Origin of the sequence: Streptomyces sp. NBC_01381 (genome assembly GCF_026340305.1) — a bacterium.
Classification (GTDB): Bacteria; Actinomycetota; Actinomycetes; order Streptomycetales; family Streptomycetaceae; genus Streptomyces.
Map to the genome: position 1 here is coordinate 2,092,646 of NZ_JAPEPI010000002.1, position 14,103 is coordinate 2,106,748.

General features: G+C 70.9%; 14 protein-coding genes. 4 read left to right on the top strand and 10 right to left on the bottom strand.

Annotated elements, in window-relative coordinates; all coding sequences use genetic code 11:
* Nucleotides 1-14: 14 nt before the first annotated feature.
* From OG453_RS30920 to OG453_RS30930, 3 genes are all read right to left on the bottom strand, one after another.
* Nucleotides 15-647, bottom strand: a complete 633-nt coding sequence (locus OG453_RS30920) for a hypothetical protein (RefSeq protein WP_266871859.1) — start codon at nucleotides 645-647, stop codon at nucleotides 15-17.
* 67 nt (nucleotides 648-714) lie between these two features.
* On the bottom strand, nucleotides 715-1,626 hold the full coding sequence (locus OG453_RS30925; RefSeq protein ID WP_266871860.1) for a TIGR03619 family F420-dependent LLM class oxidoreductase: 912 nt from the start codon (nucleotides 1,624-1,626) through the stop codon (nucleotides 715-717).
* Between the two features lie 71 nt (nucleotides 1,627-1,697).
* A complete protein-coding gene (locus tag OG453_RS30930; protein WP_266871861.1) occupies nucleotides 1,698-2,297 on the bottom strand; it encodes a histidine phosphatase family protein in 600 nt (199 codons plus the stop codon).
* 125 nt (nucleotides 2,298-2,422) lie between these two features.
* Here OG453_RS30930 and OG453_RS30935 point away from each other — a divergent pair, with 125 nt between their 5' ends.
* Nucleotides 2,423-3,181 carry a polysaccharide deacetylase family protein gene (locus OG453_RS30935; protein WP_266871862.1) on the top strand — a complete coding sequence of 253 codons (759 nt, stop codon included), beginning with the start codon at nucleotides 2,423-2,425 and terminating at the stop codon, nucleotides 3,179-3,181.
* Between the two features lie 58 nt (nucleotides 3,182-3,239).
* Here OG453_RS30935 and OG453_RS30940 read toward each other — a convergent pair whose 3' ends face one another.
* The 5 genes from OG453_RS30940 to OG453_RS30960 all read right to left on the bottom strand — a co-directional run bounded on the left by OG453_RS30940 (nucleotide 3,240) and on the right by OG453_RS30960 (nucleotide 8,541).
* Nucleotides 3,240-4,037 carry a hypothetical protein gene (locus tag OG453_RS30940; RefSeq protein WP_266871863.1) on the bottom strand — a complete coding sequence of 266 codons (798 nt, stop codon included), beginning with the start codon at nucleotides 4,035-4,037 and terminating at the stop codon, nucleotides 3,240-3,242.
* Entirely contained in the window at nucleotides 4,037-5,341 is a 1,305-nt protein-coding gene (locus OG453_RS30945) for a VWA domain-containing protein (protein WP_266871864.1), read from the bottom strand. Before OG453_RS30945 ends, OG453_RS30940 begins: the two co-directional genes overlap by 1 nt.
* A 97-nt stretch (nucleotides 5,342-5,438) precedes the next feature.
* The gene (locus OG453_RS30950) at nucleotides 5,439-6,668 is read right to left on the bottom strand and encodes an FAD-dependent monooxygenase (RefSeq protein ID WP_323178684.1); all 1,230 of its coding nucleotides are present in this window, start codon (nucleotides 6,666-6,668) and stop codon (nucleotides 5,439-5,441) included.
* Nucleotides 6,669-6,700: 32 nt separating this feature from the next.
* Nucleotides 6,701-7,330, bottom strand: coding sequence for a peptidase (locus tag OG453_RS30955; protein ID WP_266871865.1), 630 nt, complete (start codon nucleotides 7,328-7,330; stop codon nucleotides 6,701-6,703).
* Complete coding sequence (locus OG453_RS30960) at nucleotides 7,327-8,541, bottom strand: pyridoxal phosphate-dependent aminotransferase (protein WP_266871866.1); 1,215 nt, start codon at nucleotides 8,539-8,541, stop codon at nucleotides 7,327-7,329. The genes OG453_RS30955 and OG453_RS30960 overlap by 4 nt, the downstream gene beginning before the upstream one ends.
* Nucleotides 8,542-8,625: 84 nt before the next feature.
* Between OG453_RS30960 and OG453_RS30965 the strand changes: the two genes are divergently transcribed.
* Together OG453_RS30965 and OG453_RS30970 are read left to right on the top strand one after the other, a co-directional pair.
* The gene (locus tag OG453_RS30965) at nucleotides 8,626-9,270 is read left to right on the top strand and encodes a helix-turn-helix domain-containing protein (RefSeq protein ID WP_266871867.1); all 645 of its coding nucleotides are present in this window, start codon (nucleotides 8,626-8,628) and stop codon (nucleotides 9,268-9,270) included.
* Between the two features lie 52 nt (nucleotides 9,271-9,322).
* Complete coding sequence (locus OG453_RS30970; protein ID WP_266871868.1) at nucleotides 9,323-10,228, top strand: HipA family kinase; 906 nt, start codon at nucleotides 9,323-9,325, stop codon at nucleotides 10,226-10,228.
* An 866-nt stretch (nucleotides 10,229-11,094) separates the two neighbouring features.
* Here the strand turns inward: OG453_RS30970 and aceB are convergent.
* Together aceB and OG453_RS30980 are read right to left on the bottom strand one after the other, a co-directional pair.
* Complete coding sequence (gene aceB / locus OG453_RS30975) at nucleotides 11,095-12,714, bottom strand: malate synthase A (RefSeq protein WP_266871869.1); 1,620 nt, start codon at nucleotides 12,712-12,714, stop codon at nucleotides 11,095-11,097.
* Between the two features lie 227 nt (nucleotides 12,715-12,941).
* Nucleotides 12,942-13,574 carry an NTP transferase domain-containing protein gene (locus OG453_RS30980; protein ID WP_266871870.1) on the bottom strand — a complete coding sequence of 211 codons (633 nt, stop codon included), beginning with the start codon at nucleotides 13,572-13,574 and terminating at the stop codon, nucleotides 12,942-12,944.
* A 181-nt stretch (nucleotides 13,575-13,755) separates the two neighbouring features.
* On the opposite strand from OG453_RS30980, the gene OG453_RS30985 reads away from it, so the two are divergent.
* On the top strand, nucleotides 13,756-14,058 hold the full coding sequence (locus OG453_RS30985) for a DUF5955 family protein (RefSeq protein WP_266871871.1): 303 nt from the start codon (nucleotides 13,756-13,758) through the stop codon (nucleotides 14,056-14,058).
* Nucleotides 14,059-14,103: the final 45 nt, after the last annotated feature.

The following is a 14,103-nucleotide window of genomic DNA, read 5'->3' on the forward strand; positions in this document are numbered from 1 at the left end:
AGTACTCGCGCGGGTCACCTGCGCGGTGAGGCCAGCAGATAGCGGCCGGCTCGCGGACGCTCGGTGTGCTCGCTGACCTGCCAGCCCGCCGCCGACAGCGCGGCCGCGCACGCCCGCAGCCCATCGGCCGACACATCGCGCACCGCGACGGCCTCCGGCTGCGGAGTCTCGCCCACCCCGTAGCCATCGGGTCCCGGCGGGCAGCCCGCCGCCTCCAGGGCCAGGGCCGCGGCCTGGACGAGGTGCGTCCGCTCCCAGGCGCAGGGGCGGTCCCGCGCGCCGTCCGGGTTGGTCATGCGGCGCATTTCGAGGAGGCCTTCCCACGCGCTGCGTACGTCGCGGGCGCGGGCGGGGCCGGTCGCGCCGGGCGGGGGCGCGGGCTCGGTGCCGGTGCGGGCGGCGAAGAGGCCGGAGGGGGCGGCGGCCGTGGGCGTCTCCGGGGAGGGAGCGGACCGGCCCGGCGTCTCCTCCCGTATCCGATGCCCCGCGGGCGTCAGGAAGAAGGCGTGCGGCGGCCGGGGGTGCCGGAAGGCGAGGCGGTGGCGCACGAGTGCGGCCAGCTGCGCCTCGCTCCCGGTCAGCCGTCCGGTCGCGGGGTCCGCGGCCTCGATGATGCGGCGCTGAGCGGCCGTCGGCGGCTTCGCCATGAGTCCACCTCTTCCCAGGTTCTTCTGCTCCTGGTCCCGATGGTGCCTCGCGCCACTGACAACGGCGTCAGCGAACGTCCCCCGTGGCGAGGTCGACGACCTTCTCCGCGACCAGTTCGAGTACGCGACGGTCGTCCTCGGCGGTGCCTCGCTCGCCCGGAGTACCGGGGTAGGCGTCAAGGAGGACGTCCGTGGCGCCCAGTTCGGCGAGGGCCTCCAGGTCGCCGCGGAGCTGGTCGACACTGCCGTGCCCGAGGGGACGCCCGGCCGTGTCCGGCTGCGGGGCGAGCCGGAGCTGGAGCCGCGGGACCAGGGCGGGGGCGGGCCGGCCGGCGGCCTCGGCCTCGCGTGCGATCAGCGGCAGCGCGGCACGCAGCGCTTCGAGCGTCGGCATGAACGGGTGCCAGCCCTCGCCGAGTCGGGCGGCGCGGCGCTGGGCCGCGGGGGAGTTGCCGCCGACCCAGACGGGCAGCTGCGCCGCCGCCGGGGCGGGGGCGGTGTGGACGTCTTCGTAGGAGACGTACCGCCCCTGGAAGGACGTCGTCTCCTCGGTCCACGCGGCGCGGATCGCGGCGAGGTACTCGTCGGTGATGGCGCCGCGCTCGCGGAAGGGGATGCCGAGCGTCTCGTACTCGGCGGCGGACCAGCCGACGCCGGCGCCGAGGATGAAGCCGGCGTCGCCGTTGAGCTGGTCGATGTTGGCGGCGAGGCGGGCGGTCTGGAGCGGGTGCCGGTAGGGGATCACGGTGATGGTGGTGCCGAGCCGCAGGCCCGGTACGCGGCCCGCGAGGTGGGCGGCGAGGAGGAACTGGTCGTAGAACGGGGCGGGGTAGACGCCGTGCACGTCCGGGGTGACGGCTATGTGATCGGAGATCATCGCGAAGGTGTAGCCGAGGTCGCGGGCGTCGGTGGCCTGGCGGGTGAGGGTCTTCGGGGTGGTGCCGGAGCCGAAGTTGAGGAGATTTACGCCGTATCGCATGAGGATCAGTCTCGATGATCTTGACGTTGCGTGTCGACCAAGTCCGAGTCCGCCCTCAGACGCCCGAGGGGCTATGAACTCGGCCGCAGGTTCCAACCCGCCACCACCGGACGCCCATGCTCCGTGCTGAGGCGGCTCACCGTCCCCGTCGCGAGTTGGAACAGTGCCCCGCCGGAGACGGGAAGCCCGAGCCGCCGTGCGGCAAGCACCCGCAGAAAGTGCGAGTGCGCGAACAGCACCACGCTGCCCTCGTTCTCGGCCAGCGCCGCGTCCACCTTGGCGAGCATCCGGTCCGCCCGTTCCCCGACCTGCTCCGGGCTCTCCCCGGGATGCTCCGGGGGCCCGGGGGCGACCCCGTCCGTGAACAGGTACCAGTCGGGGCGGTCACGGTGGATCTCCACCGTCGTCACGCCCTCGTACGCCCCGTAGTCCCACTCACTCAGGTCGGCATCGACCCGCGCGTCGCCGAACCCCGCGAGCGCCGCCGTGTCCCGGGCCCGCTCCCGGGGGCTCGTGAACGCCGCCCCGATCCGGTACGTCCCGATCAGCGGCGCGAGCCCCCGCGCCTGCTCCCGGCCGTTCTCCGTGAGCGGGATGTCCGTCCAGCTGGTGTGCTGCCCGGTCAGGGCCCACTGGGTCTCGCCGTGCCGGACGAGCAGCAGATCACCCATGGCGCGGAACTTCCTGGACCAGAAGAGTGCTGGGAACGCGCGGTTCGATGATCATGGCTCCTGATCTTAATGCTGTGTCGAAGGCGGGTGGCGTTCTGACGGCCTGGTAGAGGTCTTCTGTGACCATGTCCCACCGTTTGAAGAGCACGGCCATCGCCATCATCGCGATCACTCTTCTGTCCGCCTGTGGCGGGGCAGAGCAACCCGATACGAGCGCAGGCAAGGCAGCCGCCCCTTCTCCGGTCGCAGCACCACCGCCCCGTCCGGTGGACTGCCGCAGGGCCAGCTGCGTGGCATTGACCTTCGATGCCGGGCCCGGCCCCTACACAGCCCGTCTGCTGGACATCCTGAAGGCCAAGCGGGTGAATGCCACCTTCTTCCTCCTCGGCAAGAAGGGTGTGGCCCGTTACCCCCAACTCGTGCGCCGAGAAGCATCAGAGGGGCATGAGCTCGCCAATCACAGTTGGAGTCATCCACGCCTGACCGAGGTCTCGGACAAGGAGATCCGCCGTCAGCTCTCCCTCGTGCAAGGGCAGATCAAAGACCTCACCGGCCGCACTCCGACGCTGATGCGCCCGCCGCAGGGGCGTACCGACCAGCGGGTGGCCAAGGTCAGCCGCGAGCTGGGGCTCGCACAGGTTCTGTGGACCGTGACGGCCAAGGACTACCGTGACCACGACCCCAAGCTCATTCAGCGGAGGGTCCTGGCCGGCGCGGCCCGCGACGGAATCATCCTGCTCCATGACATCTATCCGGGGACCGTGCCCGCCGTGCCCGCCATCATCGACGGACTGCGGAAACGAGGGCTGACTCCGGTGACGGTCTCCCAGCTGTTCGCTCCCGACAAGGCCCAGCCGGGGCGGGCCTATTGGAACGCCCCGTAAGCGCGACGACCGCGGCCGGTGGCCGCACCCGAGTGCTCGGGTGCGGCCACCGCCGAGGTCAGATCCCTGCGGGCACGCGTGACGGGCGGCCCGAGCCGCGCGTCAGGCAGTAGCCGCCGACACCGGCGAGCGCGGCGAGCACGCCGCCGCCCGCGGTCCACAGCCAGCGCGACGACCACCAGGCGGACGACCAGCCGTCCTCCGGCTCACTGGACACCGCGGCCGTCTTCGTGCCGATCCCCGGCACCAGCGGCTTCGCAAGGGCGCCGTCCACCGCCTGCGCGCCGCCCCCGTCGTTCGACGTGACCTTCGTCGAGGCCTTCATCGGCAGCCCCAGGGCGTCCGCGTCCAGGTCGGTGACCGTCAGGCGTACGTAGTACGTGCCCTGCAGCGGGTCGTTGGCCCACGGTTCGGCCCAGCCCTTGACGGTGCGCAGGGTGCAGGACAGTTCGACCGTCTTCGCGTCCTGCGCCGCCGTCTTCGTCTGCGCGCCGTACCGGCACGCCTGGTGGCGCCGCAGCCCGTCGTACACGTCGACCTGCCAGGTGGACCCGGAGCGCCCCGACGCGGCATCGGGCAGCTCCACCGCGGCGTGCACGGTGGGCCGTTGGCCGATGTCCGCGGGGAACGCCCAGTACAGGTAGTCGCCGGTGGACGCCTCCGCGGTGGCCTCCTGGTCCTGCTGGATCGCGGTCGCCGTACGGAAGGACGTACCGGCCTCCGTCGGTGTGGCGGGCTTCTCGTCGTCACCGGAGGCAGCCACCGAGGCCACCGCGACGCCCGCCGTCCCGGCCAGGGCCAGCAGTGCGGCCGCGCCCAGCGCGGCCACCCGGCTCAACACACGTGTCGTACGCATCAGTTGGTCCTCCAGACCGCGAAGCGCCAGCGCGAGACCCAGCCCCAGACCAGACCGGCGACGAAGCCGGTGAGGATCAGCGTGCCGAGCAGCCACCAGCCGTTGCCCAGGCCGAAGGACGCCACGTCCGACGCCTCGTCGGGCGCGTCCACCACGTCGATGTTCAGCTCGACCGGCAGGCCGGGCGTCGTCTTGACGGACGCGGGTGCCGAGAAGGAGTTGCTGACCCGCAGGCACACGGTCTCGGCGATGGGCTCACTGGCAGAGCCGTCGGAGTCGTCGGAGTCCTGCTCCGGCTTCGGGTAGCGCAGGCCGGTCGAGATCACGTCCGTGCGTCCGTCACCCGCCTCCGCGCCCCGTACGATCTCGCGTCCGCTCTCGGTGGAGGCCCGGAGCAGTACGCCGTAGTCCTGATGGACCGCCCGGTCCGCCGCGACGCTGACGGAGGCGCGCAGTTCCTTCCCGGGCTCGACGTCCACGCGGTACCAGCGGTGCTCGCCGAACTTCTCGCGGTCGGTGTAGAGCCCGGCCTTCAGCTGCGGGGCGTCGGAGCACTGCGCCGCGCCCTTCGCGGCCACCGGCGTGGCGACGGGGTCCGCCGCGCGGTCCACCAACTGCTTGACGCGGCCGGAGAGTTCATCGGTATGGCGTACGGATGTGTACGTTCCGCCGGTCGCCTCTGCGATGCAGCTCAGCTGGTCGCGGGTCTTGGCGTCCGGCACCAGGCCGAGCGTGTCGACGGTGAGGTGGATGCCCTCCGCGGCGATCTTGCGGGCCACCTCGCAGGGGTCGAGCGGCTGGCAGGTGTCCTCGCCGTCGGAGATGAGGACGATGCGGCGGCTGCGCTCGGTGTTGTCGTCCTTGAGGTCGTCGGCGGCCTTCAGGAGGGTCGGGCCGATCGGCGTCCAGCCGGTGGGCGCGAGTGTCGCCACGGCGGTCTTGGCGTCGGTGCGGCCCGCGCGGTCGAGCTCGGCGACGGGGTAGAGCAGCTCGGTGTCCTTGCAGCCCGTCTTGCGATTGTCGCCGCGGTAGTTGGCGCCGAGCGTGCGTATGCCGAGCTGGACCTCGTCCGGCGTGGCGTCGAGCACCTCGTTGAAGGCCTGCTTCGCCGCCGCCATCCGGGACTTGCCGTCGATGTCGCGGGCCCGCATGGAACCGCTGACGTCGAGCACCAGCTCGACCTTGGGGGAGGGCTGGGCCGGTTCGTCGGCTTCGGCCGCGGCGGGGCCCGCCGTGCCGAGTCCGGCGGTCAAGGCGGCGAGCAGGGCGAAGGCCCCGGCCGCCAGCCGTTGTCTTGTGATCATCGCCGGATCTTATTGATCTCGGCGTGCATACCCAAACCGGCGGCTGGGTATCAGCGGTCGGTTCGGGTGTCAGCAGTCGGCGGCCGGGGACCGGCCGTCACCGCTTCAGCTCGCGCCCCCCGAACGCCCCGCCGCCGTCCGCCTGCTTCCACCACGTCTCAAGAGCCGTCTGGTCCATGGACCGCCACGGCGGCGTCTCCTCCACAAGGGCGCGCCCGAGGCGGCGCCCCAGGTCGACCATTACGGCACCGGCGACGGTGCGGTCGGTGTCGTACGTGTCCAGGGCGTCCGGCCAGGTCGTCGCCGTGGCGAAGGCGGACTCCAGGACCGTCGCGTCCTGCAGCGCCTTCACCGCGCCCGCCCCGGTGTGCGGCCGGGCGACCGTCGCCGCGTCGCCCATCAGGAGCACCCGGCCCGTGGTGTAGCGGGGCGCCGTGAAGTCGTACATGGGCTGGAGGAAGAGCTCGTCGGGCGTGGTCGTACGGACGAGGTCGCCCCAGTAGGGCGGCAGCAACTCGTCGCACACGAACGTGAGATGGGAGGTGAGGGCCTCCGTGAGGCCGCCCGGCGGCAGGCTCGTGGGGGCGGTGAGCCGCAGATCGCGGCCGAGCCCGAGATCCAGGTCCGCGGGAGGCGCCGTGTAGAGCACCCAGTTGACGCGGTGGCCGCCCGTGCCGTCGGGGATGCGGTAGACGATGAGATGGCCGCCGGGGAAGACGACGTACGCGCAGTCCTGCGCCGCCCACAGCTCCGGGTCCACGAGGCGCTCGGCGGGGAAGGCACCGCGCCAGGCGAGATAGCCGGCGTACGCGGGACGCACGTCGGCGAACGCCGCCGTACGGACCACCGAGCGGTAGCCGTCCGCGCCGATCACGAGGTCGAAGCGCTCGGTGCCCTCGGCGGTGCCGATCTCGGCGCCCTCGCTCCCCGGCCGCACCTCCTCCACCGGGACCCCGGACCGGAACTCGACGGACTCGGGAACCCTGCGGCGCAACTCCTGCCACAGCGGGCCCCAGTTGTACGTACGGAACGTGAACGGCATCACCCCGATCTCGTGGCCGAGCGGCCCGGCCGCGGATCCGTCCCGCACATACCAGCGCCGCCGCTCCAGCTGCACCCACGGCATGTCCGCGTCCAGATATCCGGCCGAATCCAGCTCCGCGTAACGGGAGTTGTGCACCGCGAGCCCGACGCCGCGGTCCGCCAGGTGCCCCGCGGCACGCTCGTACACCGTGATCTCATCGGCGCCACCGCGGTGCGCGGCGAGTGCGGCGGCGCATCCGGCGATGCTCCCACCCACGATGGCGACCTTGCCTCCACGCATCATCGCGCCATCCTGGCAGCAAGGGTGACCTTCTGTCAGTGAAGGGACACCCCGCGCCCGGCGAAGAATGGCTCGAACTCGACCAGGGTGAGGTCCGCCGCCCGTGTGCCCGCGTCGATCCCCGAGGGGTTGTGCAGATGCAGGCCGCCGTCCGCGGAACGTCCGGTGACCAGCACCAGGTGGCCGCCGCGCCCGGGGGACTGCCGGTGCGGACGGCGGATCTCGTAGTGCACCGAGACCATGACCTGACGTCCCTGGTCGAGCAGCCCGGTGATCTCCTCCACCGTGAGGTGCCGGTGGACCGTGGCGTTGACGCCGTGCACCTCACGGACGTACTCCGCGAAGGGCGCGTAGATCAGACCGCGGATCGTGCCGTCGGGATCCTCCGTGTACGCGCCGTACTTCAGCGCGCCGTCCCGCAGCTCGAAGAGCGTCGGGGCGGACGGGCCGAGTGCCATCCGCAGGCAGGTCAGACCGCACAGATGACCGCACCAGCGCGCGTAGTCGTCGAGCGTCGCGGCGCCCGACTCGGGCCAGGCGGGGTCGGCCGCGCGGTCGAATCCGCCGTACACGATGGGCTCGACCAGATCGGGCGACGCGAACTGGGTGTGGGAGGGGACCTGGCAGGTGGGACAGAGCGACACGCGACCCCCGACTGCTGTCATGACTGGCGGTATCCGCTGAGGAAGCGGCCGATGCGGCTGATCGCCGCGTCGAGATCGTCAGCGTAAGGGAGGGTCAGGATGCGGAAGTGGTCGGGGCGCGGCCAGTTGAAGCCGGTGCCCTGGACGACCTGGATCTTCTCCTGGAGCAGCAGGTCGAGGACGAACTTCTCGTCGTCGTGAATGGCGTGGACCTTGGGGTCGAGGCGCGCGAAGGCGTACAGCGCGCCCTTGGGCTTGACGCACGAGACACCGGGGATCTCGTTCAGCTTCTGCCACGCCATGTCGCGCTGCTCGTGCAGCCTGCCGCCCGGCGCGGTGAGCTCGCGGATGGACTGGCGGCCGCCGAGCGCGGCCTGGATGGCGTACTGGGCGGGGGCGTTGGGGCACAGCCGCATGGAGGCGAGCATGGTCAGCCCCTCCAGGTAGCTCTTCGCATGCTGCTGCGGGCCGGTGACGACGAGCCAGCCGGACCGGAAACCCGCAACGCGATACGTCTTCGACAGACCGCAGAAGGTCAGGACGACCAGATCAGGGGCGAGGGCGGCGACGCTGTGGTGCACGGCGTCGTCGTACAGGATCTGGTCGTAGATCTCGTCGGCGAAGACCATCAGGCCGTGCCGGCGGGCGAGGTCGAGGATGCCTTCGAGGACCTCCTTCGGATACACGGCGCCCGTGGGGTTGTTCGGGTTGATGATCACGACGGCCTTGGTCCGGTCGGTGATCTTCGACGCCATGTCGTCCAGGTCCGGATACCAGTCCGCGGACTCGTCGCACGTGTAGTGGACGGCCTTGCCTCCGGAGAGGGTCGTCACGGCGGTCCAGAGGGGGAAGTCCGGTGCGGGGATGAGGACTTCGTCGCCGTCCTCGAGCAGGGCCTGGACGGCCATGGTGACCAGTTCGGAGACGCCGTTGCCGAGAAAGACGTCGTCTACGGAGACCTCGTCCAGGCCAAGGGCCTGGTAGCGCTGGGTGACGGCGCGCCGGGCCGAGAGGATGCCGCGCGAGTCCGTGTAGCCGTGCGCCTGGGGGAGCATCCGGATCATGTCCTGGACGATCTCCTCGGGCGCCTCGAAGCCGAAGAGCGCCGGGTTGCCGGTGTTCAGGCGCAGGACGCTGTGGCCCGCCTCCTCCAGGGCGTTGGCGTGCTCGATGACCGGGCCCCGGATCTCGTAACAGACCTCGCTGAGCTTGCTGGACTGCCGGAACTCCATGCGCTGTGCCTCCCGTGACGTGAGTTACTTGGTTTTACCAAGCTGGAGCTTGGAAAGTCCAACAACTTGCATAGACTGCGTCGCATGCCACCCGCACCCAGGTCCCGCCGAAGCTATGACCAGTACTGCGCCGCCGCCCGTGCCCTCGACGTCGTGGGTGACCGCTGGACCCTGCTGATCGTCCGCGAACTCCTGGACGGCCCGCGCCGCTACACCGATCTGCACGCCGATCTGCCGGGCGTCAGCACGGACGTCCTCGCGTCCCGGCTCAAGGACATGGAGCGCGAGGGCCTGACGACCCGCCGCCGCCTTCCCCCGCCGGCTGCGGCGTACGTGTACGAACTGACCGACCGGGGGCGGGAGTTGCTCCCCGTCCTGCAGGCGCTCGCCGCCTGGGGCGCGCCCGCGCTCCAGGAACGCAGGCCGACGGACGCGGTCCGTGCGCACTGGTTCGCGCTGCCGCTGCTGCGGGTCCTGGCGGGGTTCGGGGCGGAGGGCGTGGTGCAGGTCCGGCTTCCCGAGGGCGAGTTCCACGTACGTGTCGGAGGCGAGGGGGATTCCTACGGCGACGGTCCCGCGCCCGAGGCCCCCGACGTGCGCCTGACGCTGGACGCGGAGACCTGCGTGGCGGTGGGCCGGGGGGCGCTGACGGTCGCCGAAGGGGTGCATGCGGGCCGGATCGAGGTGTCCGGCGAGGGAGTCCTCGCGAAGGCCCTGCACGCGTGCTGATCCGGCGAAACCGGATCGTGGTCGGGGGAGCCCTCGGCATACAGTTGCCGGTGTGCTGCGTGAAGTGACTGCCGTCCGGTATGTGAACCCGTTGCGGACCGGGGGCTCCGTGCCCGGCGTCGTCGAGACCGACGACCTCGGGACGTACGTCGTAAAGTTCACCGGTTCCGCGCAGGGCCGCAAGGCGCTGGTCGCCGAGATCATCGTCGGCGAGCTGGCCCGCCGGCTCGGCCTGCGCTTCCCCGAGCTCGTCCTGGTCCACTTCGACCCGGCGGTCGCCGCGGACGAGCCGCATCAGGAGGTGCGGGACCTGCTGGACGCCAGCGCCGGGCTCAACCTGGGCATGGATCTGCTGCCGGGCGCCGAGGACTTCACGCCGGACGCCTTGGACGTGGACCCGCTGGAGGCGGGCAAGGTGGTGTGGCTCGACGCGCTCACGGCGAATGTCGACCGCACGGTGCACAGCTCGAATCTGATGGTCTGGCCTACGTTCGGTATCCATGAGCCGCGGCTCTGGCTGATCGACCATGGCGCGGCGCTGGTGTTCCATCACCGCTGGGGCGCGTCGGCGCCGGACAAGGTGTATGACTTCCGGCATCACGCGCTGGGGGGTTATGGCCCCGACACGGCTGCCGCCGATGCGGAACTCGCTCCGCGGGTTACGGAGGCCATGCTTCGGGAGGTTGTCTCGCTGGTCCCCGAGGGGTGGCTCGCCGATGAGCCGGGCTTTGCGTCGCCGGACGAGGTGCGTGAGGCATACGTCGGGTTTCTGCTGGCCCGCGCGAGGTGCTCCGCAGTGTGGCTGCCGAGGGATTTCCCCAGCCGCCAGGAACTGGCGGCCGCCGATGCGAGGCGCGCCGCTGCCACCGAGAAGGGCCGCCCGGGCTGGCTGAAGCGGGTCCCCGATCTGCATGGGAAGCCGGCGGCGGAGCAGGACTGGTCGCGGCACGTCGGCTAGCTGCGGCCGTATGTGGCTGGTCGCGCAGTTCCCCGCGCCCCTGTCGGGGCACGACAGCCCGCGCTCCTGTCGGGGCACGGCCTTGGGGACCAACGGAACAGCGGTCGCGAGTACCGAAGGGGCTGGCTCGTACAAGAACTCCACCTGCACCGCGTTCCGCGAGGTCGGCCGTGTGATCCGCACGGTGCCACTGCTGCGCTGCCTCTCGGACGCGCCGCTTCGCCGACGGGTGCATGAGCTCGCGGACTCTACGCGCAACCCGTCACCCGCATCGTCACGTCTGGCACTGCTTCGTCACGGCTCCGCTCCAGTTGCTCCACGCCCCGCCGGCCGGCCTCACATGCACCCGGATTTCGGCGGTGGCGTTGACGGGGCCGCAGACGCGGTCGGTGTTGCCGATCTCGAACGGGCCGATCGTGGACCTGCGCTGGACGATCGTGCGGCCGTTGCCGAGTTGGTGATGACGGTGTGGGCGGTGATGTTCCGCATGAAGACGTGGCCGTCCTTCCACCGTTCGGCGGAGATACAGCCCTGTGCGCCGATGTTCTGGGTCGAGACGGCGCCTCCGCAGGCAATGGCGGCGGCGTGGGCGTCTGGCAAGTACAAGCTCACGTACAGAACTCGGGCGTCACTCATCCGGGGCCGCTCGATAGCCGGGCGGCCCCTCCACCCGCTGCCTGTACGCCAGTTGGTGGAAGTGGATCTCTGCACTTGAGCTTGTACACGGTGATGCACGTGAGCCAGTACGCCGACAATTCATCCGCGACACCTCAACATGCGAGCCCACCAGTCCCAAGGCCGGGGCACGACGAAGCCCCCGGCGCTGTGCGGTGCCGGGGGCTCTGTCGTGAACGTACGCGGGAGCGTCAGTTCAGCTGCTCGTACGCGGGCAGCGTGAGGAAGTCCGCGTAGTCCGCGTCCAGGGAGACCTGGAGGAGGAGGTCGTGGGCCTGCTGCCACTTGCCGGCCGCGAAGGCCTCTTCGCCGATCTCGGCGCGGATCGCGTCCAGTTCGGCGGCGGCGACCTCGCGGGCAAGCTCGGCCGTGGCGGTCTGGCCCGTCTCGAAGACGACGCCCGCGTTGATCCACTGCCAGATCTGCGAGCGGGAGATCTCGGCGGTGGCCGCGTCCTCCATCAGGTTGAAGATGGCGACGGCGCCGAGGCCGCGGAGCCAGGCCTCGATGTAACGGATGCCGACCTGGACGGCGTTGACCAGGCCGTCGTACGTGGGCTTCGCGTCGAGGGAGTCGATGGCGATCAGGTCGCCGGGGGCGACGCTGACGTCCTCGCGCAGGCGGTCCTTCTGGTTGGGCTTCTCGCCGAGCACCGCGTCGAACGAGGCCATCGCGATCGGGACCAGGTCCGGGTGCGCGACCCAGGAGCCGTCGAAGCCGTCGCCCGCCTCGCGGTCCTTGTCGTTCTTGACCTTCTCGAAGGCGACCTTGTTGACCTCCGCGTCCTTGCGGGACGGGATGAACGCGGCCATGCCGCCGATCGCGTGCGCGCCGCGCTTGTGGCAGGTGCGGACGAGGAGTTCGGTGTACGCCCGCATGAACGGGGCGGTCATCGTGACCAGGTTGCGGTCCGGCAGGACGAACTTCGAGCCGCCGTCACGGAAGTTCTTGACGATGGAGAAGAGGTAGTCCCAGCGGCCCGCGTTGAGGCCCGACGCGTGGTCGCGCAGCTCGTAGAGGATCTCCTCCATCTGGTACGCGGCCGTGATCGTCTCGATGAGGACCGTGGCGCGGACGGTGCCCTGCGGGATGCCGACGTAGTCCTGGGCGAAGACGAAGATGTCGTTCCAGAGGCGGGCCTCCAGGTACGACTCCGTCTTCGGGAGGTAGAAGTACGGGCCCTTGCCGAGCTCGATCAGCTTCTTGGCGTTGTGGAAGAAGTAGAGGCCGAAGTCGACGAGGGCGCCGGGGACCGGGGTTCCCTCGAACTGCAGGTGGCGTTCGTCCAGGTGCCAGCCGCGGGGGCGCATGACGACGGTGGCGAGCTCGGACGCGTCCTTCAGGGCGTACGACTTGCCGCTGCGCTCGTCGGTGAAGTCGATGCGGCGGGCGTAGGCGTCGGAGAGGTTGACCTGACCGAGGACCACGTTCTCCCAGGTGGGAGCCGATGCGTCCTCGAAGTCGGCGAGCCAGACCTTGGCGCCCGAGTTCAGGGCGTTGATGGTCATCTTGCGGTCGGTCGGGCCGGTGATCTCGACACGGCGGTCGTTGAGGGCGGCCGGAGCGGGGGCCACCTTCCAGGAGTCGTCCGCGCGGATCGGCGCGGTCTCCGGCAGGAAATCGAGCGTGGAGGTGCGGGCGATCTCGGCGCGGCGCTCGGAGCGGCGGGTGAGGAGCTCGTCACGGCGGGGCGTGAAGAGCCTGTGCAGCTCGGCCACAAAGGCGAGGGCCGCGTCGGTGAGGACCTCCTCCTGCCGCGGCAGAGGCTCCGCGTCGACGATGGCCAGCGGGGACTGCGCTGGTGCGGACATGAGCTGTCACTTCCTTCAGCGAGCTTCACGCGCAGGTGCCGTGGCTGCCGCCGGGCATTCTCAGTGACACTCAGTGCCACAGGAGCCGAGATACGGCCGCGGGCCCCACGTGAGGGAACGGGTGCTTCTGAACAGTGGATACTAGTTTCCTCATGGTGGAAGTTCAATCGTTTGTTGATGTCGAGATTCTCCTCATCAACAGAACGTGTCGCTGAGTGCCATGCCGGTCACTCCAGGTGGATCAGGTCGGAGGGGGTGTCGATGTCGTACGCACGGGCCACGTCCCCGCACTCGACGAGCACGATTTCCCCGGCGTGTTCCTTCAGATAGGCGCGCGCCCCGCGGTCACCCACCGCACTTGACTCGATGCCCGCCCAGTGGTCGGCGCCGAAGAGCACCGGGTGGCCGCGCTCCCCGTCGTAGGCGGCGGCCGCGAGGGTCGCCGGCGAGCGGTAGGCGGCGTGCACGCGGGCGATCGCCGCGGGGCCGATGCCCGGCTGGTCGACGAGCGAGACGAGGGCGGCGCTCGCGCCGGCGCCGCGCAGTGAGCGCAGGCCCGCCCGCAGCGAGGAACCCATCCCTTCCTCCCAGTCCGGGTTGTCGACCAGGACGCAGCCGGGGAGCGAGGCCTTCTCGCGTACGACATCGGCGTCGGCGCCCAGCACGACGTGCACGCGGGTGCAGCCGCCCTCGCGCAGGACGCGGACCGCGTGCTCCACGAGGGGGCGGCCCTGGTGGTCGAGGAGGGCCTTCGGGCGGCCGCCGAGACGGCGGCCGCCGCCGGCGGCGAGGAGGAGCCCGGTGATGTTCATGTCCTGCGGGTCGATGTTCTGCGGATCGGTCGTGGCTGGATCGGTCATGGCTCCTGCATACCGCACCGCGGGCCGGGTCTTCCGGCCGCGAAGTGGCGCGTCCCGCTTCCTGTGGCGTTTACTGGCCCGCGTCCCCCTGGTGTCTGACCAACACCTGTGCGGGGGCGGCACGAACTGCACGAGAACACGCGCACGACGGCGTGCGAGGGGGAGAGCTGTGTTGCAGAGCATGGGGCAGAGGCGAGTGACCGGCAGCGACGAGGATCCGCGAGTGGCGGAGCTGCGTACCGCGGTGGCGCGGCTGCGCCGCGAACTTGCCGCGCATCCGGCCGAGTTCCCCGACCGGGGCATCGCCGAGGACGAGTTGGCGGCGTTGGCCGCGATGGCGGTGAGTGGTGCGCCGGAGGCGCCTCGGTTGCGGCGGTCGCTTTTGCTGGTCGCGGCTGCGATTGGCTCGGTGAGCGCCTTGTCCGCGGGGCTCTCGGCGGTGCGGGGTGCGGTGGACCTCTTCGGGGAGCAGGGCCGGGGGTAGTCCCGAATCCCCGCCGCTCCGCGGCGGGTTTCCCACCCGCCCACC